Origin of the sequence: Geobacillus sp. FSL W8-0026 (assembly GCF_037966255.1) — a bacterium.
Taxonomy (GTDB): Bacteria; Bacillota; Bacilli; order Bacillales; family Anoxybacillaceae; genus Geobacillus; species Geobacillus icigianus.
Window position 1 is genome coordinate 3065850 of sequence record NZ_CP150194.1, and the last position, 21788, is coordinate 3087637.

Consider the following 21788-nt stretch of genomic DNA (forward strand, 5'->3'; position numbering starts at 1 on the left):
GCCGGGCGCTGCCTGCTATTCAATGTAATTGACAAGGCAAAACAAAGCGTTGGTCATCGTCTAGCTTGATCACCGCTACCCTGCTATTCAATGTAATTGACGAGCCGGCCGATGCGCTCGATTTCCGTCACCACTTCATCGCCGGGCTGGACGTTCACCGCCCCTTTCGGCGTGCCGGTCAAAATCAAGTCGCCAGGCGCGAGCGTCATGAATTCGGTGATGTACTCGAGCAAATGCGGGATCGAAAAGATCATATCGCCCGTATCCCCTTCCTGCACAACCGTCCCATTGACATACGTCCGCAAACGAAGCGCCATCGGATCGCCCACTTCCTCATGGCTGACGATCCATGGACCGAGCGGCGTCGTTCGATCGCGGTTTTTGACGCGGAAATTCGGTCGGTAATAATTTTCCAAGTAGTCGCGAACAGCATAATCGTTGGCAATCGTGTAACCGCAAATGTAGTCGTACGCCCGCTCTGCTTTTACCCGGCGGGCCGGGCGACCGACGACGACCGCGAGCTCGCATTCATAATGCATCACGTTGACGCCGTCGGGGCGAACGGTTCGGCCGCGATGGCCGATGAGCGTGTTTTTCCCTTTGAAAAATAAAAGCGGCTCTTTCGGCGCGGCAAACGACAGTTCCCCCGCATGATCGGCGTAATTCAATCCAAGCGCCACGATCGTGCGCGGCTCGACCGGGGGAAGCCAGATGACGTCGCTCTCAGCGGCCACCGTCCCATCCGGCAACAGAAGGCGGCCGTCGTCAAGCGGCACCGCGTCGGTCACCGTTCCGTTCCACGCCACGCGCGCCCGCTTCATGCCCCTCCTCCCCCTTCTTCGGCAATGATCCGATTTTCCAACACACCGATTCCGTCCATTTCGATGCGCACCACATCTCCTGCCGCCACGAGCGGCGCGTCAGCCGGCCAGCTGAAAAACAGCACATCGCCCGGGTAAAGGGTCATAAATTCGGTCACCTCGGCCAGCCATTGTTCAGGGGGGTGCCGGAACCGGCGGAGATCAGCGCACTGAACGAGCTGACCATTGACATATACGCGCGCCATTAACGATGACAGCGGCACCGTTTCCTCTTTCGGCACGATCCACGGGCCGACCGGGGTGAACCCATCGCGCGCCTGCTCCTTTATTGCCGGTCGGTACCGCTGTTCGTGCGGAATCGACAGGTCATTGATGATCGTGTAACCGAATACAAAATCGAGCGCCTGCTCGCGCCGCACGCGCGCGGCGGTTCGCCCGATAACCAGACCGATCGCCGGGGCGGCGCGAAGCCGTTGGACACCGGGCGGGAGAACGACCGGCCGGCGATGGGCGTTGATCGTATTGGCCGGCTTCATATACAGCACAGGCCCTTTTGGTGGCTGCTCGTACGGCGGAGCGGTCATGGCCTCGGCCATCCCTTCCCATTCCCATCGGTCATTAAGCGCCACCCCATACAGAGCGCCAACGTCCGGCGCTTCCCACTCCCATTCGTCAATGGGCGCGGTCCGTCCCTCCAGCGTCATCGTTCCGCTCCGCCAATCCGCTTTCGCCTCGAACAGATGCCGTCGGCCAGCCAAGCGCAACCGCACGTTCATGATCGCCCTTCCCCCTTTCATATCGATGACCAACGCCGACGCTTCCCTACATCCTAGGCGGCAAGGATCACTCCCCCACCTTCCTCAGCAAGCGCGCTCATTGCGGCGTCTCGGCGAGCAACCCGTATTTGACGAGCGTGCGGCGGATTTTCCGCTCGTTCTCTTCGCTTGGCAAATCGAGCGGCAGCCGGAGCTTCGGAGTGATTTTCCCCATCATGCCGAGCGCCGCTTTCACCGGGCCCGGGTTCGTTTCGATAAACAGCACGTCATTGAGTTCCATCAATTCAAAATGAAGATCTTGCGCCCGCTTGACATCGCCGGCAAACCAAGCGTCGTGCAGCTCGGCTACTTTTTGCGGCACGACGTTCGCCGTCGCGCTGATCGACCCGGCGCCGCCAATCGCCAGCATCGGATAGCACAACAGCTCGATACCGGAAAACAGCAGGAAATCACGCCCGCAATGCCATAGCACCCGGTTGACGTGCTCAAAGTCTTTGTTCGACTCTTTCACGCCGATAATGTTCGGACAATCTTCCGCCAGCCGCGCCAATGTTTGGACCTCCAAATTGACCGCCGTCCGGCCAGGGATATTGTAGACGATGATCGGGATGTCGACCGCCTCGGCCACCGCCTGAAAATGCTTGTACAGCGCCTGTTGGGATGGACGGTTGTAATAGGGGACGATGACCATCGCGGCATCAGCCCCGATTTCTTGGGCGAATCTCGTCAGCTCGATCGTCTCCGCATGGTTCGTCGACCCCGTCCCCGGCACGAACGGCACGCGCCCGGCGACCGCCTTCTTCGCCGCTTCCATCACCTGCTTTCGTTCTTCCAGCGTCAGCGAGCTCGGTTCTCCTGATGTTCCCGTCACCGAAATGCCGTGTGTGCCGCTTTCGATATGCCAGTCAATGAGCGCCGTCAGAGCTGCCAGATCAACGTTTCCCTCTTCATCAAACGGCGTGACGACCGGCGCGATCGAGCCGCGCAGCCGTTCTTTCACTTCGCGGTATGCCATCCCCTTGCCCCCTATCGCCTTCATTTTTCTGAATCTTGCTTATATTTTACATACAATCATATATAAAATCAACGATAAAATCATATATTATTTTATCGTGGAGAAACCGCCGGAAACGCTATATTTCTTTCGATAGATGAAATCCGCTTTCTAAATCAGGAAGGTCGGTTTCCGCTTCGCCAACATCGGTTCATTCGGCTCGACCGGCTGGCCGCTGTGAACGTCAAGGACGATGGACGCCTCTTCAAACCAGCTGTCCGGCGCTGCATGGCCCCAGAACGTTTGCCGGCGCGGATCATCCAAATCCCAGCGGATCGGCGGAAAATCAGGGTCACTCGTCAAATAATCACCGTTGTACAGCTCGATTCGATGGCCATCCGGATCGCGCAAATAGACAAAGAAGGCATTCGACAATCCGTGACGGCCCGGCCCGCGTTCAATGTTCGCTGCATATCCGGCCGCTGCCAGCACATCGCACGCATGGATCAGGCTGAGCGGATCCGGCAGCCAAAACCCAATATGGTGAAGGCGCGGCCCTTTTCCGTTCATCAGCGCCAAATCGTGGACGTTTTGCTTCCGATGCAGCCATGCTGCCCAAAGCTTCCCATCCTCTGTTTCCGTATATTCTGAGCAGGCAAAGCCCAGACCCCGGACATAAAAGTCATATGCGCTCTTTACATCCGTCACCGCGCAGTTGAAATGATCGATGCGCTGCACGCGGGCGCCTCGGTGCAAGTCATACCGCTGCAACAACCGCTCGGTTTTCTCCATATGGACAAAAAACTCAAGCGGCAGTCCGGACGGATCTTGCACGCGAAACGCCTTGCCGACGGCGCGCTGGCTTCCCGCTTCGAGCCATTTCGGCTGCAGCGTTTGCGCCGCAAACCATTCATAAAGCGCTTCCAATTCCTGCTCGGAACCGACTTTGTAGCTAAGCGCTTCGACCGCAGGGCGGGGCGCCTTTTTCAAGAGAAGGCTATGATGATGATATTCTTCAAGTCCCCGCAAATACAGATGATCTTCATCCGCTTCCGTCACGACAAACCCAAGCACCCGTTCGTAAAAATCGCGGGCGGCGGCCAAATCGGTCACATGCAACACCGCGCGGGCGCAGCGAATAATGGAAAATGCCATCGCTCTCTTCCCCCTTTCGCAACCTTCCTTCATCTAGCGTTGGGTGGCCGACAGAAAGAAGCCGTCTTTTCTGATGGCGAACATGGAACAAAACGTTCCTTGTTGCTGGCCACATCCTTTCACTTCAAACATCTCGCAGCACGCCCAAATCCGCCTGGCTTGCGCGCCACTGAACGCCTGTTTTCGCGCGGCGGCAACCTTAGAAGGGCGGTGACAAACGACTGTCACACACGAATCGGCGGTATTTTCATTCAGAAAAGAAAGCTGATTCTGCAAGGTTTCTCTAATTGAGAAACGGATGGAATCAGTCATATTTTGCACGAAATCACCAGCCTCTTAGGAAACGCCGCAGCCGCGCACCCTCCGCTGTTCCCCGATCCGTGTTTGAGAACGTGCGAATGAACGGTCAATGCTTGGTGTCAGCCGGAATGAACACGCTTTTGGCGCCGCGCAAAAATTCGCGCACGAACTGTTTATACGGCTCTTTTTCGTAGCCATCGAAATACGCCATCCCCATCCGAACGGGGTCGCCGAAAAAGTAATATTCGTAATGCGTCTGCCGGGCGCCGAACGCGCTCATCGTGAGATCCCAGGCGAGCCGGAACAGCTGGACGCGCTCATAGCCGTCCACCGTCGCCCCTTGCATCGCCCGGCGGACGATGTCGCCAATTTCCTCGTGCTGAAAATCTGCCTCCGTCGGAATCGCCATCAACCCCGATGCCCCTAAAATGCGGATGATCTCCGCTAGGCGCGGATAAATGCGCGGATACCAGTTGCGCGCGGCATCGAGCGCAGCAAAATCGGGCGTCATCGTTCCCCAACGGTCTCGCTTCGCATTGTGCTCGGCCCGGTACAAATGGCTTTTCATCGTCTCGAGGACGAGCATGATTTCCGCCCCTTTGTCTTTCACATGCTGGAACTCGCCGATGCCGATCGCTTCGATGAGGCAAAGGGTGACACCAAGCAAAAACTCCGTTTTGACGATGTTTTTCGCCACGACTTGATGGGACATATGAACAACTGCGTTCGTTTCCCGGAACGTCCGGTTGCAAATCGATGAATTGCCGCACACAAACACGCGCTCCCACGGCACAAACACGTTTTCAAACGAAACGATCGCATCGCCTTCCTCAAAACGCGATGCCAGCGGATGATCCCACGCGCTCCTCCCGTAGTCAAACGCCTCGCGGCAAATGAACTTCACGCCTGGCGTATTGTTCGGAATGGCAAAGGCAAGCGCATATGGGTCTTCGCCGGATGTCGCTTTTTTCACGGTCGAGGGAAACACTAAAATTTCATCGGTGATCCCGCCTTGCGTCGCCAATAGGCGGATGCCGCTGACGATGATCCCGTCTTTGCGCCGTTCCACCAAGTGAAGCGGCACATCGGCATCGTTTTGTTCGTGCAGCGCCTTGGCGCGGTTCATTTGCGGATGGATGAGCGTATGCGTCAAGCTGATGTCGTGTTCCCGCGCGTATTCATAGTAGTTTTTCGCATTTTCGGCAAATATCGAATCGTCTTCGGCAAACAAATCGTTGGCGATGCCCATCGCCATGACTTCGGCATTCAAATAATCAGGCGAGCGCCCCATCATTCCCGCCGACATCCGCGCCCACTCTTGCGTCGCCTCGCGGCGGGCGATAAGCTCATCGATCGTAGTCGGCTGAATGAAAGTCATTCCGACCAGCTGCCCGGTTGTCGGCGACCGGTACAACATCTTCTCCGGCTTTTCGTATTGCCGATCGTAAAGCGCCGCCATCGAGCGGACGACGTTGCGGAATGCGGGATGAACGGTGACATCCTCCACTTTTTCCCCGTGGATGTACACGCTGCTTTTCGCCTGCTTGAGCCGCTCCATATACTCCTTTCCTGTTTTGGCCGGCATTTTCATCCCCTCCGTTTTCGGGTATAATAGCTAAGGAAACGCTTTCATTCTGAATGTTCAAAATTAATATAACATATGATTTCATATATGAAAAATACAAAAACAATAAACGTACCGATATGAAAAATGTATACAAGCGGACGCGGCAGGCATTCCCCTTTCTCCACCAGCGCCATTTCCCAAAAACCGAAAGAGAATCCGCGAACGAAAGGAGACAAACGCATGATCGATGTGAAACAGCTGAAATACTTCGTCACGATTGCCGAAGAGGGACAAATCACCAAAGCGGCGCAAAAGCTTCACATCGCCCAGCCGCCGCTCAGCCAGCAGCTGAAGCAGCTCGAAGAAGAGCTCGGTGTTCTTTTGTTTGACCGGAAGGCGAAAAAAATGGAGCTCACCCCACCGGGCAAAGCGTTTTACGAAAAGGCGAAACAACTGCTGCGCCAGCTTGATGACGCCGTGGCGGAAGTAAAAGAAATCGAAGACGGAACGGCGGGAACGCTGTCGATCGGCTGCGTCAAATCGTGTTTTTCCTATTTGGCCCAAGCGATCCGTCACTTCCACGAACAAGTTCCGAACGTGACCTTCCATCTTCGGGAGGGGGATACGTTTTCCATTTGTCAGCTGCTTCAAGAGCGGCACATTGACATCGGCATCGTCCGCCTGCCGATGAATGCAGCTCATTACGACGTCATCCAGCTGGCGAGCGAGCGTTATGTCGGCGTCTTGCCGGCGCAATGGAACAACGGGCGAGCCGCGCTATGCATGCGCGATTTTGCCAATTGGCCGCTTCTCCTTCTTCACCGGGTGCACGGCGCCGGGCAGTACGAGCGAGTCATCGAGGAATGCCGCCGCCATGGCTTTGAACCGAACGTCTTATGCGAATGCCCGGATGCGACGATCTTGCTTTCCCTTGTCGCCCAAGGCCTCGGAGCCACCATTGTGCCGCAATCGACCGTGGCCTTGTTTCGCCTCCCCGGCATCGACGTATTCGAGATCACCGACTCGTCGATGACCGCGGAAGCCGCGGCCATCCTCGACCGACAACGGTATTTGCCGAAAAGCGCCCGCCGCTTCCTCGCTGTGCTCCAAACGATTGCCGCCAACGGACAGCAGGAAGAAAACGGACCGCTTCTTCGAGCGTAGACTCGTGAGGGAAAGGAACCCATACGATTCTAGTCAATGGGGCTGGGCTTTTCGTTGATGCGTTTGCGGAACCAAGGAAAAGGAACGATGCGATTCTAGCTAATGGCCGGCTTTGCAAAAAATGAGGCGCCATTGGGCGCCTCATCACAATCCGGCCGATCGCTGCAGCCGCTTGGCTATTGCGAAAAAGTCTTCCGCCGAAATCCCTGGGGCGAATTCTTCCGGCACTTCGTCCAAATCCGGGATCGTCCCTCCTTGGGGAGCTCCTTCCACCACCTCGAGCGGCTTTCCATCGCTCGGATGCGTGCCCCGCCAAATGCGGGCGATTTCTCGGTAATAGCGATCGCTGAACGTATAAAGCCGGCGGTGGACGCCTTGATCCTCATACTTTCTCGCCTCGTCGAACACACGGTTATCCAAGTTCGGGATCGGGAGCATCTTCGTCACATCCACACCGGTCGCCACTTCCAACGCTTTCGCATACGCTAAAATATGGACGCCCCCGCGTACGAGCAAGTAGCCGATCATCTCGCGGGCCGTCGGGTGATCGGTCATTTCATAGACGCGCATTTTATGCGTGCGCGCTCCGCACTCAAGGAAAAAGTTATGAAGCAAATCTAAAATCAAGTTGCCGCTGTTGAACACGTACTCTCCCGTCCACGCCTTCCCCATCGAATCGCCGGGAAACGCCGTCTGCGCCGTAGCGATGAAATGATACGTATTGCGCTTGTCTTTCGCGTCCTTCATCGGCGCTGTATCCGGGTCACCTAGGTGGGTGGAGCCGGTCAAACAAAGGTTGATCGCGTTAGACACGAGCTCGACATGGCCGAACTCTTCGGCAGTAATGCTTGCCACCAGTTCGTAAAACGGGCGAAGCTTGTTTTTTTGCCGAAAATTGAATGACTGAAACAAATAATTGTTCAACGTCGACATTTCCCCAAAGCGCCCGCCAAGCAGCTCCTGCACGGCCGCCGCTGCATTGGGATCTGCGTACTTCGGCTTCGGCAACTCAATCGCCAACCGGTCGATTCGCTGAAAGACCACCGCCTTTTCCTCCTTTTTCAGTTATGGCCGAGGCGAACGGAAACGACTTGCGCCAAGCGGACATAATAAACCGCCTGATGCGCGGCAATAACGAGATGATCCGGCTTCACATCCCTCACGATCCCTTGGATCGAGCCGCGGACGGTTTCTACCACCACCTCTTGGCCGCGCACGCCTTGCAAAGTATGGTATACATACGGATCGATGAGCGCGAACAACTGTGGAGAGGCATACGATTGGTTCACATGCAATTCCTCCTTTGCGCAAAATCAAAATGGCTTCTTTATGATACGTATGACGCCGGCGCCCAAACATGACAACAAAAGCAAGCGACGAAGGCCAAAATCTTCCTTCGCCGCCAGAGAATCTAGAGTGATCGTGATTTAATCGTGCATGCCGCTTCCCATCCTCATTTCTCAAATAGAAAAACCTTGCCGCATTCGGTACAAGTCATCGAGCGATTACGGAAAACGGCGGTGTAGCCCTTCTCGAAGCTATACTAGGGAGCTGGTGATTTCCTTTTATCAAGCCCGTTTCTCAAATAGAAAAGCCCTGTCGCATCAAGATCGTCTTTCAAACGTTCCCCCATTGCTCAAGAGAAGCAACCGTTTTTCACCAGCCATCTAGAAGGTTGGTGAAAAACTGCTGTTTGCCTTAATCGGCGATGGAACGCGTGAACATAGAGGCTGATGCAGCAAGCTTTTTCTACTTGAGAAACGATCCGAAGAAGCGGTGGCGCGAGTAAATCACCAGCCTCCTAGAATCTCCCGTAAACAACGGACGCGCGGCGTCAGGGACAATGGCCATCATATCGTTCGATTTCGCTGCCGGCAACCAACCGTCGCGCCCCCGTTACGCCGCCAAAAACTCGCGCAGTTTCGGGACGCGCGGAACGATCAGGCGGTCAAACAACCAGATAAACAAGAGAGACAACGCAAACAAAGGCATTACGATGGCGGCGGCGATCATCCCGCCCCAGACGGTTTTCACCGTTTGTGGGTCCCGCACCCGCGCCGGTGCTCCTAATCCTTTTGGCTTCCGCTTCCGCCACATGACCCAGCCGCTTACAGCTAAGAAGATAAGCCCAAGGCAAAAAACGAGATTAATCAGCTGGTTCGCCAGGCCAAACAACCGTCCTTCATGAAACGCAATACCAATCGTGATCGCTTTGGCCAATGCGCCATAGTCCGAAAAGCGAACATCGCTCAGCACCCGGCCTGAATATTGGTCAATGTGCAAGGTGGCGTTATCCCACGGCTTGGTTTTCGACGTCGCCACCGTAAACACCCCTTTTGGGCCTTGCGGCAGCGAAATCGTGAACGGCTTTTTCACCTTTTTTTCCTCGGCAATCGCATACACGTCATCGAGCGACAACGAGGTCGTGTTGCGCCCGTGAACAGAAGGCACCGGCAGCTGCTCGGTCGCCCACGGCACATCTTGCGCCACTTCTTTCGTAACCTTCGATTCCGGTTTGGGCCCGAAGCTGAACGCAAACGGCGGATAACCGGTGTTCGTCGCTGTTGCCACCTGATTGATCGCTTCTCCCATGATCCCTGTCCACGGCATGCCCGTCACAATGAGCAACAAAATCCCGCCGCTCATCCATATCCCCGTCACCGCATGCCAGTCGCGCCAAGCCAAACGTTTTTTCGCCCGCCAGCGCGGCCAAAACGTTCCGAAAACCGAGAATGATTGCCGCGGCCACCACAAATACAGCCCGGTCACTAACAAAACGAACCCCCAACAAGCCGCCAGCTCCACAAAGCGGTTCGCCAATGTTCCGCCAATGAGCAGCTCGCTATGAATTTTTTTCGCGATTTCCGTCCAATTCTCATCGGCGCGCAAGGTACCTTGAATCTTCCCGGTATACGGGTTGACAAAGGCAAACACCATTTCTCCTTTGTCCATCATCCCGATTTTCACGGTCCGCTTCGCTTCTTTTTCGAGCGTCACGGAGACGATAGGGTAATGCGGGTATTGTTCTTTGACCCGCTCCGTCAATTCAACCAAAGGCAGCCGCTTTCCTCCGATTTTGTCCACCTCATACAAATGGCCATACAGCGCCGATTCGATCTGTGGCTTAAACAAATAGACGGCCCCACTCAGCGCCAAAATGATCAAAAAAGGCGCAAAGAAAATGCCGGCATAAAAATGCCACCTCCAGACTGCCATATACATCGGCCGCTGCCTGTCCACCGGTTTCGCTGCTTGTTCCACAGTTTTCCCTCCTGCTTTCTTTTTCAGCAAGGAGTATAGAACAAAAGAATGTCCAACCGGTGAGCAATCGGTGAAAATCTTGTGAAATCAGATGGAGCGGGTCCATCGATCCCGCTCGTCATCCGATCAGCCCGAGACGCAGCGCCTTCGCCACCGCTTCCGTCCGGTTTTTCGCGTTGAGTTTCCTTAAGGCGTTCGAAATGTAATCCCGCACCGTAAATTCGCTCAAATAAAGCTGATCAGCGGCTTCGGCCGTCGAGGCTCCGTCCGCAAGCAGCTTCAAAATCTCCATTTCTCTTGGCGACAGAGATTCCGTCATTCCTTCCCATTCTTTTTTTGGCGCCTCGATCCATTTCAGCAACAACTCCCCCGCGCTTTGGCCAAATTTCATCAGCGCGGGAAACAAGCGGCGGTCAACCTCAAAGAAACGGCCTGGCCCGCGATCGAGAACGACGCCCCCAATCATTCGCCCCTCTGTCGGCACATACACCGGAACGATCACCAGCGAAGCCAACTCGAATGACTCGACATAGACGTTAGGAAACTGTTCGGCTGCCCTCGGCACGTAAATGGGGCGAAAATGGCGAAATTCATGCACTTCCGCTTTCAATTTTCCGACGCTTTCTTTCAACATCGGAATATTGTCCAATTCGACGCGCAACCGCTGAATGTGTTCATGGTCCACCCCATGTCCGGACAGCCCGATGGCTGTGCTCTCCTGATTGACAAATTGAAACAGCGCGCAGCGGTTGAAAGGAAGAAAATAGGAGAAACCAAAACAAATATGCCTAGCCGATTCCATTAGCGTCTGCGCCCGCAAAATCCATTCATTGAACAAAATGACGGCGTCTTTCCACAATGACTCTGTTTTCCAAGCAAAATCGCGGCTCGTTTTGAATGATTGTTCATTCACTTCATACAACAGCCATTCATTCCATTTGAAAAACAAATAGCGCACGGCCGGGTGCAAGGCGGAGGCCGCTAGCGCATGTGCCTTCAACACTTGATGAACCGTATTTTCCATTACATTCAAAGAAAAGATGATCATCTCCGGATGAAACGCTCCGATGCGTTCGAGCTGCTCATCCGTTGGATGCTCGCCCCCGTACGGGAGCAGTCTTGCTTGGACGAATTCGCAAAGCGCGGAAAACACCTCTTTCACCCGCACATTCCGCTTGCCAAGCGCTTTCCCGATCCGCTCCCATTCCCGATTCAACTCCCTCTCATACCTATGCAAGATGCCGGCCGCTTCCTGCAGCAAACGAAGCAAATGATCGTTTAATTCCTTCGACATCCCCATCCCCCCGCATCCCCGTTAGTAATCGGTTGCTTTGATCATCTACTTTTTCATTCGAGCGGTTAATTCCTTCTTTTGTTCACCACATTTTTTGTCTATAAAGGCGGAAAGAAAAACCCGACAAACATAGGGATTTATAAATATATTGAATTATCATAAGATTTTAACATAAAAAATAAAGCGCTTACAGCGCGAACCATTGAATAACGGGGGTGGAGAAATCATGGACATGGCAACAAAATCGGTCATCATTGGGGGGCGCACGGCGAAAAAGCCGCTGCTCGCCGCACTGCTTGGAGGGTTTCTGTTTCTCAGCGCTCTACTGTCCATCTTTGGATTGACGGGCGTCGCCTACGCCGTGCCCATCAGCGGGGTCGGTGAATTTACTGTCCAATTTAACAAACTTACTGGCAGCGGTTTCAAAATGTACGGTGGAGTGGCGGAAGCCGGCAATGCGCCGCAGACACCCGTCTTCGTCAATGAGATGGAAAAAGCAACTATTCAAGGTCTGCGGATTTCAAAAGACTTTCCAGCGCTCGGTATTCGCGTCATCATTGCCGCCAGCGAACCCGTATCGATTGACGGGCTTGTGCAAAAAGCAACACAAATCGACGGCAACATCTCCTTCGGCAGCTTGACCATGAAAGAAAGCTACGTTGGCAATACGAACAATCCCGTTGAAAAAGCGGCGAAAGAATTCACACAAGGAGCGGACAGCATTACGATCGAAAACGGTGACATCAAAACGGTTTATTTGTTCCAACAAAAAGTCACTCTTCCGGGGATGAAAGTGTACTTTGAAAAACTCAATTAAAAGGATGAGAAGCCGTGAATGTGATTCGTTCTGCTTGGCGTGGGTTTCGTCAATGGCAAAAACGGCGGCCGTTTTTGGGGGCAACGTTTCTCTTGCTGTCAAGCGTTGTGATTTTATGGGTTCCAGCACAGCTTTATGAAATTTCCCTTGTCCCTGGCAGCATGGTCTTTGCCGGTTTTTTCCTCGGCGGCATGGTTGGGTTGATGGGCGTTTTGGCCTACGCCATGCCGCGATTGTCCACCTTGATCGGCATCATCGGCATGTTCAGCGCGATTTTATCGATCATGGGTGCGTTAGGCGGCTTCTTAGTCGGCACGATTCTCGGCATCATCGGCGGGGCGCTTTGCATCGCCTGGCGGCCGCAATGGGCCGATCCTGCCGCCCCGCTGGCCCATCATGAAGCCGCTGCGGACAAAGAAGCGACCGCCGCCACCTCATGAAAAGCAAAACCGAACGCGGATCGACCGTCCCGTTCGGTTTTGTTTTGTCATCGCCGCCAATAAAGGCATATATAGATGAATGAGATCGACCACTTTCCACAGAAGAAGGAGGACCGCCATGAAACACCTCTCTCCCGAGCGACTGCACGTCACCCAGACTGCTGGAATCACCCAGCTGTCACCGGTGAACGGCCGTCTGTACACCTTAACCCACTCGGACACGACTGGCGCCTTATTCCTCACCGTCTCCCGCGCATTTGTCACTGATCAGCTCACTTCTCAACGCGATGAAGTGCTCGGTGAATGGAAACAAGCCGGGCAACAGCTAGTATTGTTTCTCTATGTATTCGTTGGCAACCAGCAAATGGGCCGGCAAGAAAATGCGCGCCGAGCGAACGTATTCAAGAAAGAATTGCCGTTGGCACTCGAAGCTATTCGCTACGGCGACCGCGCTTTTTTTCACACGCACCCGTTTTGTGATTGGTGCCCGATTTTCATTCATTTCACTTCCGAATACCCGGAGCTCAACCGGACGGAATATTATGGAACTCCGTATTTGTATCGCTGACAACCACTTCGGTGCCGGGGCTATGCATCGCCGCGTTTTTGGACAGCCGACAAACCTCTCTCTGTTTCTCAAAACGTAAACTATCGGACCAACGGTATTGCGCGCATTGCAAGAATTACCTTTAAGCATGGCGCTCAAAGTGAGTGCCACTCTACACTCCCCGCCTCGATCATGATAATGTTCACCCCGTCGGTGACTATTTTTACTTTTTCAAGCGATGGAGTGGCGGAAATAAGCACCACTTCCAATATTTCATCAACATCAAAGTCTTTAACGCAATCTGTTTCAAAATATGTTACATCTTCAAAAACAATGAATCCTTCAATCATTTCCGGATCTTTCGTTTCGTCATAATCGAATGGTTGCCATTTGCATAACTTCGTTTTAAGAGATACTCTTTTGGTGGTCGAATCATATTCCACCTTATTAATTAAACTCCCATGCAAATGATATCTTTTAAGAATCAGATATTCTCATCATTTCTTCCCCCTTGTTCATCACAATATTTTGGCTGTTGAGTATGTAGTTATTTCATGATGGCCGAAAAACAGAGGTGACAAGCTTTTTTCCAGCCGTTACAGGGAAAAATCGTGATGGATGAACTTTTGGCAATAGCAAACGAATGAGAGTGCGGGCGGGTTTTTATAGTCATCTTAAACGATTGGTGATTTACATTATTTGGATCATTACGTATCTTTGTATTGCATTGCTATAATCTTATTGACATCCAGATTAAATTAAACGATATCCTTTGCCTATCGGTTGGCAACCGGACGAAGAAAATCGTCAACAATGGAACAACTACAACGACTACGTACACGTATGACGCCGCCGACCAACTAACAGCCGTTAACGGACAGGCATACACATATGATGTGAACGGGAATTTAACGAACAACGGCAACAAAACGTTTGTGTATGATGACGAAAACCGTCTCATTCAAGTAAAAAACGCATCGGGCACTACGATCGCAACCTATACGTATGACCATCAAGGAAGACGCATCAGCAAAACAACATCAAGCGGTACGACTTACTATCACTACGATGGCGACTCGATTCGTCTGTTGTATGAAACAGACGCCAATAACAACATCGCAGCGGAATATACATGGGACGCATTGGGCCGCCCGGTCACGATGACGAAAGCCGGAGCCACTTACTACTATCATTTGAACGGCCATGGAGATGTCGTGGCATTGACGGACGCAAGCGGAAATGTCGTCGCGCAATACGAGTATGACGCATGGGGTAACATTCTGTCCAAAACCGGCGCGATGGCAACAGCGAACCCATACCGTTATGCCGGGTATTATTAGGATGAGGAAACCGGACTATACTACCTAATGGCACGGTATTATGATGCGAATATGGGGCGATTCTTGACAAGAGATACAGTCGATGGGGTTGAAAATGAGCCGCAAAGTTTGAATCAGTATGTGTATACGAAAAATAATCCATTGATGTATGTGGATCCAGATGGGAACTTTGCCATTTCCATTGATAGAATACAGTATGCATTAAAATATGGTCTAAAAGGTTGGCTTGCTTCATATTTTGGTTGGGCTACCGCGGATCAAATTGTAGCTGGGAGTGTAGCAATTCTTGATAAAGTTTCTAAAGCTGTACAGGAAATAATAAAAGGCTATAAAGCGGGTAAAGCTATAAGTACTGTTTTTAAGAATGCTCTAAATGAGGTGTTAATTGGTAGAGCGTACAAACATGAAATTCTTAAAGTAATTAGAAACCAAGCAAGGAAAATAGGAACAAAAGTGGCTTTAAAGGGGGTAACGAGAATCGGTTTTTGGTGGACAGATATTGCCTTATTTTCTGGATATACTGTTATAGGCTATTATAAATATAAACCCGTGGTGCTAGATAAAATCGAGTAAGCATAAAAATAGCCCTTGCCTGCGGATCTCCTGTAGAATGAAAGTGCGACCAAACATTCGAAAGGAGAATCCCCATGCAAGAGCACTTTCATTTTACAACAGACAAAGCGAAAATTCAAAAACAATATGCAGCCATGTTCTTTTTTGTTTCTGCCCAGCTGTCACACATTCAATGCTATCTTCAACGCCGCAATCGTCATTTGGCGAAACAAGAAGACGCAGTGATCATTGCCATTCATCTGTTAGGAAAGTTGCTTGGCTTCTCTTCCGAACGTGCATGGCATCGCTTTGTGACTGGGAACTTGTTCACGGATGGACGTTTTCTCGAACGTTCTCGATACCATCGCCGTTGCCGATCGCTGCGCTTTGCGATCAAATGGATTCGTCATGAACTGGCGAAACGTGGGCAACACCATGCCTATGCGGTCGTAGATAGCATGCCAATCGAGTTGTGCCATGCCGCAAGAATGTACCGTGTCAAACGATTTCAAGGCATCGCTGACATTGGATTTTGTGCATCGAAAAAGCAGTGGTACTATGGGTTTACGTTTCATCTTCAAGTGACAGATCAAGGGCTACCTATGGGATACGTGGTAACCGAGGCGTCCTGTCACGATCGAACTGCAGCTGAAACCGTCATGACTCAAATTCCTCACCCCTATAACTTGGGTACAAGGGATTCATCAGTAGTGAATGGCAAAAAAAGTTGTATGAGGCGTACCAAATCGCTTTTTGGACTCCATCTCGCAAAAACCAGAAACACCGCCCATCTGAGTCATGGGAGACATGGCTCAAACTAAAACGGAAAGTCATTGAAACGGTATTCTCCGTCCTTGTTGACCAATATCGTATGACAGACATTCGTGCGAATTCGATTGCGGGATTTGAAGTAGCACTCGACGGCATCTTGTTGGTGTATTCGCTTGTAACACTCGGGCTAGTTGAGCGCTAGCGCTCAACTAGCACCACGGGTTTCTTATAGTAAATTCACATTCTTTAAGATATATATATGTCTTTTGGCCGAAGCGTTCAAAGAACAAAATATGTTCAAGAGGTATTAGCTGAATTCTAGATTTTCTTAATATTATTAATTTATTATCATGAATTTTTAGATTCATTAGTATTGCCCCCTAGCAATAAACAATAAAAAGGTAATATAAACAAGCAACATCAAGATAATGCATATCCCCAGACTTCATTTGAATAGTAATTGTCTGAGGGGGAACAGGTTTATCATATTTAATTTCTGCAACTATTTTCCCACCATTATTTTTGATAAAAACCCTCTTATCTGCAAAATCTTTGTGGATAGTAAAAATTTTATTCTTTTCAGGAATTTCAATTTGAAGTTTAGGATTAGTTTTTATAATAGTTTTATCAAAAACCCAAAAATCACCAAGATTTATAGATTTACCCTCCCATTTTGATCTTATCATTGTCTTAATAGAGATTTTTTCTTTCACTTTACAAACTAAATTATTACTAGTATCGAATGCTTGTACATTAACGAATACAGCATCGTTTGAAATAAAATCAATTATTTTCTCAAGTTTATTTCTATAGATTCTTTGTATAGATCCTACTCTATTATGATTTTCATCAAATATATCTATAATCTTGGTACTTCCCCTGAGTATAGGCATTTTAAAGACGAATGTTTCCATCTGAACACTATAATCCTTTCCGTTCATCTTTTTATTTATAAAAATTATTTACAAAATAAATGATTAAACGGTTAGATACGTATACTTCCAACAATGAACTGATAAAAAGAGTGATAATTATAGATGGTAAAGTGTATTTAAATAAAGATATATATAGATTTTTAACCTCTTGTTTACTTACCTTTCCTATAAAATAACCAAATATTATTTTGAACTGGCTAATAGAAAAACAAAAGAATAACGCACAAGCAATCAATTCCCCAAGACCATGTGCAAAAGAGCAAGAATAATATATTAGGGGATTAATTCCTGACAAAGACGGTCCTTGACCAATAATAATGAATATTCTAAATATAAGAATAAATGTAATCCCTGTTATAGAAAATAAAAGAAATATCAGTATATTCAAAGGGTTTATAAGAAAAATATGCAATGCGTCAGAGAATCCTAATACCTTGATCTGAGGAATCTCATTATTTGATTTTATTAAAATGTTCGTTATTTAAAATGGTAAGAAAGGCTATTGAAAAGAAAACAATCATTTGTTTTTTATTCCATATCAAAACTTTAACTCTCCTTTAAACTGTACTATTTATTACTTTTGTAGTTTTGATTGAATCAAGAATAGAAAATATCCAGTTTAACAAGAATACTAGTATGCCCAATATATTCCCTGTAAAAAGAATAGAAACTATATTAACTATTACAAAAAACAATCCCTTTAAAACCCTACCTAGATATAAATGTCCTAAGCCTGGAAAAATAAATGACAAAATAGCTGAAACCCATACTTTTTTCATCAAAAACCACCCTTTTATCACATTTTTTACAATTTGAATTTTAACAACAATATACTGTATATGTCTACCTGATTAACAATAAATTTATAAATCATTAAATTGTTTTTTGTATTTTTGTAAAAAATAACTTTGTATAGTTTAGAAATAACAATAGAGGTGTATTCAATATCAAAAATTCCTTTATTTAGTTAAAAATCAAAGAATTCTATTTTTTAAACATTCAAATTGGAGGTGATAAAAAAAATTTAGGAGGTTTTGTAGAATGTTATACAATTATTTTGTGTCGGGTACCGGTGTAGTAGGCGTTGCAAAGCAAATCGCAGATGTAATAGTGAGAAAGTTCAACATTACGGGAACAGTTACTGATTTAATTAATAGCCTGGTATTTAAACTTAAAGTTATTTACAGAGCTCATGATGGTGATTTTTCATGGCGTGATTTAGGTGGAGCAATTTTAGATTTAGGCCAATTAATTCTTACGTTTGTTCCTGCCGGAAAGTTAACTGCTATTGTATCAGCGCTTTGGGACATAGCAACAATCCTGTAATAAAACAAGGGAGCCACATGGTGGTTCCCTTGTTTATTACAGGAAAATGCAAAATATCATTTCTTATTGAACAATTAAAGTTATATAGAGTATTGTAATAATAGTTGTGGTGTTAACGAATCTATCCCGAAAATTAGTATTTTCATCATTTGCTGGTGCCGCAACGCGGCATGGAACTCCATCCTGAAATAACTATGGATAACTTTTACTGTTATTTCATTCATCGATGTGCCAATTTTTATGGCATGGTTGTCTGTTAAATAACTCTGTTGATATTTGATTTTTTCAAACTGAAAGCATAAACGGATGAAACCTATTTTCTTTGTTACAAGAAATGAAACAAAAAATTAACAAATAAAGGAGTAAACCTATATGAGTTATTTAAACTATGATTACAAGAAGAAAAAAAAGAAAAATGGAAATCAAATTGTCTCTATCAGAGATATAGGTGAAAACTCATTATTAGAAGTGGAATTAAAAGACAATGAAGTTCAATTAGTTGTTTATTGGCGTAATGATAAGACAGTAGGATTTAAAATGCCGAAAGAAATGTTTGAGAATATTTACAAAGATCTAATGGAGTCCAATTAGATAGAAAAAGAACAGAAGAATCTTATTAATCCTAGTTAATAAAAAAATAACTTTCTGTAGATGAGCATTTTTCATTACAGTAATTTCCATGACCTAAGAGACAAACAGGGTACCCCTTAGGCGACATGGAGCTGTTTTTTGATCACATCAATGGGAATATCTTGCTTTGCGGCGTCATCGATGAACTCGACGACGCTGTGCCCTTTCCGAGACCGAAGAAGCTCCAGGCCGGAAGAGAGGTCTTGTTGAGATTCGGCGATGCTGTATACACAGGCTAAGAGCACCACTGTCCAATACCGTTTCACCGCCCGAACGTGGCGAACACGGTCCACCTGACTTCAGCTGGTCTTTGGCCTGCCGGAAAACGCATTCGATCGTCCAGCGCTGGGCATCGTAACGCAAGATGTCTTCGTCACTCAGCTCCCGGTCGGTGTCGAAGACGACATGGAGATGATCCGGCGTCATCGGTTCATCCGCCTTCCAAGCCAGCAGCACCACCGCATCCTCGAGGCCATGGATCGCTCCCTCGTAGCGATACACGCGGTAACGCTCCTTCCCCACCGTGACGAGGCGGGTGTCGTTGGGCTCGATATAGCGGGCGAACTTCTTCGCTTGGATGGCGATACCTTTCGGATAGAGAATCCGGTTCGTCTTGAGCATGGCGATGACATGGAATCCTTGTTTCAGGCAGGCTTCGATGAGCGCTTGGGACGGATACCACGAATCCATGAGCACATACACCGGCTGAGCCCGCTTCCCCTTGAGCGAGGAAAGCATCTCGATCGCTAGGTCGATTTTGCTTCTTCCCGCCGTCTTGTCATACAGACGAAAGGCGAACGGAAACGCTTGCGAGAAAGTATGCACCATCAGCCAAACGAGCGAATGCCTCCATACTGATTGATGATCTTTGTGGGAGAAATGCCAGTCACACCCTTGAATGGCGTGCGTTGCCCGTGACGAAGGCTTGGTTTTTTGGCAAATGGTATCATCAATCGAAATAAAAAGGGGTTGATTCTCCTGTTTGGCGATTCGCTGGATGCGATGAAGGATCCATTGCTGGAGTTTGCGAAGCAACGTCTCTTCATCCCAAGGGCTTTTCGTGAAAAAATGGCTGAGCGTGGTTCGATGATTGGGATGAAAACTCCAGTACCGGACATCCGTCAATGTCCCCGAACATCCCTTGGTCGTCAAGGCGTCGACAAGATGAACGAGATGCTTGATGACCGGCTTCGAGAAATCAAGCGCCAATCCCAGCGTCATGAAAAACTTGTGGATTCCTTGATGATGTGCTCATCGATTCATGAGACATGAACCTCCTTGTGTGAATGGGTTTGAGCACATCTATTTTACTCAAGGGGCTGGGTTCCTTTTTTGTTTAGTTGTCAATTTATGTTAGCAAATTTGCTCATCTACAGTAAAGGAGTTGTTATGTTTATCTTATTTGCGGCAAGTATGGTGCTGTTATCGGGGATAGCTCTTCTTTATTGGACAATAAAGCACTTAAATAACGAGATTCATAAACAGAACGAATATATAAATGATCCCACTCCAGAATCTTTTAATAAAGTTGTTATAATGTATTTTTTAAATATAATCCTAAGAATGTTGCCAGTAAACATTATAAAAGGAATATTAGTCATATTTTCGATCGGTTTAATATTTTTGTCAGCATTCTTTTTTTCTCTACTGTAGGTGAGCAAATTAACTAACATAAATTTACAGCCAAACCAAAAAGGCGACATGGACTCGATTCCTTGGTTAGGACAAGTGCAGCTCTTGGTGGAGCTAGAGCTAAGGCCGCCTCCGAAGATTGTAGGCATCCATCCTCGCGCCTAGATACACGCCCAAAGGATGCCCAAATGCCTCTCGTCCCTTTGGCATCAAGGGATGAGAGGCATTTTGTTTACTTGGTCACTGTCGAACTTGTATACAATGCAAGGCAAAAAACACGGTGCAAACCGCGCAAAATTTTTGCCCATTCGCTGGGCTTCTTTCGCATTCTTGAAAAAGCAAAAACGACCGCAAACACGGTCGCATCAAGAGGTTTACCATTTTTCATCCGAAACAGCAACATGTTGGAAATGGAGACGGTGGGAGTCGAACCCACGTCCAGAGGCATCGCCACTTAAGCATCTACGAGCGTAGTCGGTATATTTCGCTTCGCCGTCCGTTCCGCCTACCGACAGGCCTCCCGGCGGCTAGCCTGATTCGTCTCTTCCCTCGTCCTCAGGCGGCGGATTTGGGCGTAGCCCGCTTCATATGAACCCCTCGGACGCCACGCGGGCGATGGCGGGAGGAGCTAGCTGCAGCAATTAAGCAGCTAAAGCGTAGTTTTGTTTGCCAGTTATCTTTAGGTGACGTTTTTACGAGGACGTCCCCCTCGGCTCGCCGCTTAAGCTCGACCTACCCCTGTCGAATCCGGATCGTCCCCGCGGTGCGAAGAGATCGGAACAGCTTAAGCCATGGATAACTGGCTGTTGCACTTTTTATTATACCATGGCTTTGCGCATTTTCAATGGGAATGTTTTCAATGTCGGTGAAAACCAACGTTTTTTTCCAAAAGGATGGAATTCGCCAGGAAAGAAGAGCCGATGTTTCAAGGCTTCCCCACTTGAGAAACATCGGTTTTGACTTTTTCACACGCCGCTTGCTCCCTACAGCTTTTGCCGCTCGCGGAACACCCGCTCGATTTCGCGCTGCGCTTCTTTCCGTTTCATGTCTTCGCGCTTGTCGTATTTTTTCTTCCCTTTGGCGACGCCAAGCTCCACTTTGGCGAAGCCGTTTTTGATGTACAATTTCAGCGGCACGAGCGTATACCCTTGCTCTTTTGTGTAGCCGATCAGCTTGTTGATTTCGCGGCGGTTGAGCAAGAGTTTTCTCGTCCGCAGCGGATCATGGTTGTAGCGGTTGCCTTGTTCGTACGGGCTGATATGCATGTTATGGAGAAACACTTCCCCTTTTTCCACTTTGGCGAATGAATCTTTCAAATTCACCCGGCCGTTGCGGATCGATTTGATTTCCGTTCCTTGCAGCACAAGGCCGGCTTCATACGTCTCTTCGATGAAATAATCATGGTACGCTTTTTTGTTTTGGGCGATTACTTTTCCTTCGCCTTTGGGCATCCGTTTTCTCCCTCC

General features: G+C 48.9%; 21 protein-coding genes, 1 other RNA gene and 3 pseudogenes. 9 read left to right on the plus strand and 16 right to left on the minus strand.

Annotation, left to right across the window (positions count from 1 at the left end; all coding sequences use genetic code 11):
* Positions 1-83: 83 nt before the first annotated feature.
* The 6 genes from NST29_RS15400 to hpaB all read right to left on the minus strand — a co-directional run bounded on the left by NST29_RS15400 (position 84) and on the right by hpaB (position 5631).
* Positions 84-821, minus strand: coding sequence for a fumarylacetoacetate hydrolase family protein (locus NST29_RS15400; protein ID WP_033020441.1), 738 nt, complete (start codon positions 819-821; stop codon positions 84-86).
* Positions 818-1597, minus strand: a complete 780-nt coding sequence (locus NST29_RS15405) for a fumarylacetoacetate hydrolase family protein (protein WP_033020442.1) — start codon at positions 1595-1597, stop codon at positions 818-820. Before NST29_RS15405 ends, NST29_RS15400 begins: the two co-directional genes overlap by 4 nt.
* A 97-nt stretch (positions 1598-1694) precedes the next feature.
* Complete coding sequence (gene hpaI / locus NST29_RS15410; protein ID WP_033020443.1) at positions 1695-2612, minus strand: 2,4-dihydroxyhept-2-ene-1,7-dioic acid aldolase; 918 nt, start codon at positions 2610-2612, stop codon at positions 1695-1697.
* Positions 2613-2762: 150 nt separating this feature from the next.
* Complete coding sequence (gene hpaD, locus NST29_RS15415; protein WP_033020445.1) at positions 2763-3746, minus strand: 3,4-dihydroxyphenylacetate 2,3-dioxygenase; 984 nt, start codon at positions 3744-3746, stop codon at positions 2763-2765.
* Positions 3747-3779: 33 nt separating this feature from the next.
* Positions 3780-4067, minus strand: coding sequence for a hypothetical protein (locus NST29_RS15420; protein WP_131385718.1), 288 nt, complete (start codon positions 4065-4067; stop codon positions 3780-3782).
* An 85-nt stretch (positions 4068-4152) separates the two neighbouring features.
* The gene (hpaB, locus tag NST29_RS15425; protein ID WP_033020446.1) at positions 4153-5631 is read right to left on the minus strand and encodes a 4-hydroxyphenylacetate 3-monooxygenase, oxygenase component; all 1479 of its coding nucleotides are present in this window, start codon (positions 5629-5631) and stop codon (positions 4153-4155) included.
* Between the two features lie 222 nt (positions 5632-5853).
* Here hpaB and NST29_RS15430 point away from each other — a divergent pair, with 222 nt between their 5' ends.
* Positions 5854-6777, plus strand: coding sequence for a LysR family transcriptional regulator (locus NST29_RS15430; RefSeq protein WP_033020450.1), 924 nt, complete (start codon positions 5854-5856; stop codon positions 6775-6777).
* A gap of 144 nt (positions 6778-6921) precedes the next feature.
* Here NST29_RS15430 and NST29_RS15435 read toward each other — a convergent pair whose 3' ends face one another.
* From NST29_RS15435 to NST29_RS15450, 4 genes are all read right to left on the minus strand, one after another.
* Positions 6922-7821 carry a manganese catalase family protein gene (locus NST29_RS15435; RefSeq protein ID WP_033020451.1) on the minus strand — a complete coding sequence of 300 codons (900 nt, stop codon included), beginning with the start codon at positions 7819-7821 and terminating at the stop codon, positions 6922-6924.
* 17 nt (positions 7822-7838) lie between these two features.
* Positions 7839-8066 carry a YuzF family protein gene (locus tag NST29_RS15440; protein ID WP_033020452.1) on the minus strand — a complete coding sequence of 76 codons (228 nt, stop codon included), beginning with the start codon at positions 8064-8066 and terminating at the stop codon, positions 7839-7841.
* A 607-nt stretch (positions 8067-8673) separates the two neighbouring features.
* Positions 8674-10038, minus strand: a complete 1365-nt coding sequence (locus NST29_RS15445; protein ID WP_033020454.1) for a PepSY domain-containing protein — start codon at positions 10036-10038, stop codon at positions 8674-8676.
* A 118-nt stretch (positions 10039-10156) separates the two neighbouring features.
* Complete coding sequence (locus tag NST29_RS15450) at positions 10157-11332, minus strand: response regulator transcription factor (RefSeq protein ID WP_033020456.1); 1176 nt, start codon at positions 11330-11332, stop codon at positions 10157-10159.
* Between the two features lie 226 nt (positions 11333-11558).
* Between NST29_RS15450 and NST29_RS15455 the strand changes: the two genes are divergently transcribed.
* The 3 genes from NST29_RS15455 to NST29_RS15465 all read left to right on the plus strand — a co-directional run bounded on the left by NST29_RS15455 (position 11559) and on the right by NST29_RS15465 (position 13157).
* A complete protein-coding gene (locus NST29_RS15455; protein WP_033023366.1) occupies positions 11559-12149 on the plus strand; it encodes a DUF6230 family protein in 591 nt (196 codons plus the stop codon).
* 14 nt (positions 12150-12163) lie between these two features.
* Positions 12164-12589: a DUF6114 domain-containing protein gene (locus NST29_RS15460; RefSeq protein WP_033023367.1), complete on the plus strand. Its 426-nt coding sequence runs from the start codon at positions 12164-12166 to the stop codon at positions 12587-12589.
* Between the two features lie 118 nt (positions 12590-12707).
* A complete protein-coding gene (locus NST29_RS15465; protein ID WP_033023370.1) occupies positions 12708-13157 on the plus strand; it encodes a staygreen family protein in 450 nt (149 codons plus the stop codon).
* Positions 13158-13291: 134 nt separating this feature from the next.
* On the opposite strand, the gene NST29_RS15470 is transcribed toward NST29_RS15465, so the two are convergent.
* Positions 13292-13579 (minus strand): hypothetical protein, encoded by a 288-nt coding sequence (locus NST29_RS15470; RefSeq protein WP_231559793.1) that lies wholly within the window; start codon positions 13577-13579, stop codon positions 13292-13294.
* Positions 13580-13858: 279 nt separating this feature from the next.
* Here NST29_RS15470 and NST29_RS15475 point away from each other — a divergent pair, with 279 nt between their 5' ends.
* From NST29_RS15475 to NST29_RS15485, 3 genes and pseudogenes are all read left to right on the plus strand, one after another.
* Positions 13859-14476 (plus strand): hypothetical protein, encoded by a 618-nt coding sequence (locus NST29_RS15475; protein ID WP_231559792.1) that lies wholly within the window; start codon positions 13859-13861, stop codon positions 14474-14476.
* A gap of 12 nt (positions 14477-14488) precedes the next feature.
* Positions 14489-15049: pseudogene (locus NST29_RS15480) on the plus strand (RHS repeat-associated core domain-containing protein); the annotation flags it as partial.
* Between the two features lie 74 nt (positions 15050-15123).
* Positions 15124-16001, plus strand: a pseudogene (locus NST29_RS15485) (IS982 family transposase).
* 178 nt (positions 16002-16179) lie between these two features.
* On the opposite strand, the gene NST29_RS15490 reads toward NST29_RS15485, so the two are convergent.
* Both NST29_RS15490 and NST29_RS15495 read right to left on the minus strand, forming a co-directional pair.
* Positions 16180-16713, minus strand: a complete 534-nt coding sequence (locus tag NST29_RS15490) for a hypothetical protein (RefSeq protein ID WP_033843115.1) — start codon at positions 16711-16713, stop codon at positions 16180-16182.
* 578 nt (positions 16714-17291) lie between these two features.
* Positions 17292-17513, minus strand: coding sequence for a DUF6677 family protein (locus NST29_RS15495; RefSeq protein ID WP_081897170.1), 222 nt, complete (start codon positions 17511-17513; stop codon positions 17292-17294).
* A gap of 262 nt (positions 17514-17775) precedes the next feature.
* Here NST29_RS15495 and NST29_RS15500 point away from each other — a divergent pair, with 262 nt between their 5' ends.
* Together NST29_RS15500 and NST29_RS15505 are read left to right on the plus strand one after the other, a co-directional pair.
* A complete protein-coding gene (locus tag NST29_RS15500) occupies positions 17776-18060 on the plus strand; it encodes a hypothetical protein (RefSeq protein ID WP_061912640.1) in 285 nt (94 codons plus the stop codon).
* A 372-nt stretch (positions 18061-18432) separates the two neighbouring features.
* Positions 18433-18651, plus strand: a complete 219-nt coding sequence (locus NST29_RS15505) for a hypothetical protein (protein WP_061912639.1) — start codon at positions 18433-18435, stop codon at positions 18649-18651.
* Positions 18652-18767: 116 nt separating this feature from the next.
* Here the strand turns inward: NST29_RS15505 and NST29_RS15510 are convergent.
* From NST29_RS15510 to smpB, 3 genes and pseudogenes are all read right to left on the minus strand, one after another.
* A pseudogene (locus NST29_RS15510) lies at positions 18768-19911 on the minus strand (IS701 family transposase).
* Positions 19912-20730: 819 nt separating this feature from the next.
* Positions 20731-21082: a transfer-messenger RNA gene (ssrA, locus tag NST29_RS15515) on the minus strand.
* A gap of 223 nt (positions 21083-21305) precedes the next feature.
* Positions 21306-21773, minus strand: coding sequence for an SsrA-binding protein SmpB (smpB, locus tag NST29_RS15520; protein WP_033017718.1), 468 nt, complete (start codon positions 21771-21773; stop codon positions 21306-21308).
* Positions 21774-21788 lie beyond the last annotated feature (15 nt).

Bases quoted from the DNA above. Each gene is read 5' to 3' on its own strand.
- hpaB (WP_033020446.1), bottom strand. From the start codon at position 5,631: ATGCCGGCCAAAACAGGAAAGGAGTATATGGAGCGGCTCAAGCAGGCG.
- NST29_RS15455 (WP_033023366.1), top strand. From the start codon at position 11,559: ATGGACATGGCAACAAAATCGGTCATCATTGGGGGGCGCACGGCGAAA.
- NST29_RS15450 (WP_033020456.1), bottom strand. From the start codon at position 11,332: ATGTCGAAGGAATTAAACGATCATTTGCTTCGTTTGCTGCAGGAAGCG.
- NST29_RS15505 (WP_061912639.1), top strand. From the start codon at position 18,433: ATGAGTTATTTAAACTATGATTACAAGAAGAAAAAAAAGAAAAATGGA.
- NST29_RS15405 (WP_033020442.1), bottom strand. From the start codon at position 1,597: ATGAACGTGCGGTTGCGCTTGGCTGGCCGACGGCATCTGTTCGAGGCG.
- NST29_RS15400 (WP_033020441.1), bottom strand. From the start codon at position 821: ATGAAGCGGGCGCGCGTGGCGTGGAACGGAACGGTGACCGACGCGGTG.
- hpaI (WP_033020443.1), bottom strand. From the start codon at position 2,612: ATGGCATACCGCGAAGTGAAAGAACGGCTGCGCGGCTCGATCGCGCCG.
- hpaD (WP_033020445.1), bottom strand. From the start codon at position 3,746: ATGGCATTTTCCATTATTCGCTGCGCCCGCGCGGTGTTGCATGTGACC.
- NST29_RS15490 (WP_033843115.1), bottom strand. From the start codon at position 16,713: ATGGAAACATTCGTCTTTAAAATGCCTATACTCAGGGGAAGTACCAAG.
- smpB (WP_033017718.1), bottom strand. From the start codon at position 21,773: ATGCCCAAAGGCGAAGGAAAAGTAATCGCCCAAAACAAAAAAGCGTAC.
- NST29_RS15495 (WP_081897170.1), bottom strand. From the start codon at position 17,513: ATGAAAAAAGTATGGGTTTCAGCTATTTTGTCATTTATTTTTCCAGGC.
- NST29_RS15430 (WP_033020450.1), top strand. From the start codon at position 5,854: ATGATCGATGTGAAACAGCTGAAATACTTCGTCACGATTGCCGAAGAG.
- NST29_RS15500 (WP_061912640.1), top strand. From the start codon at position 17,776: ATGTTATACAATTATTTTGTGTCGGGTACCGGTGTAGTAGGCGTTGCA.
- NST29_RS15465 (WP_033023370.1), top strand. From the start codon at position 12,708: ATGAAACACCTCTCTCCCGAGCGACTGCACGTCACCCAGACTGCTGGA.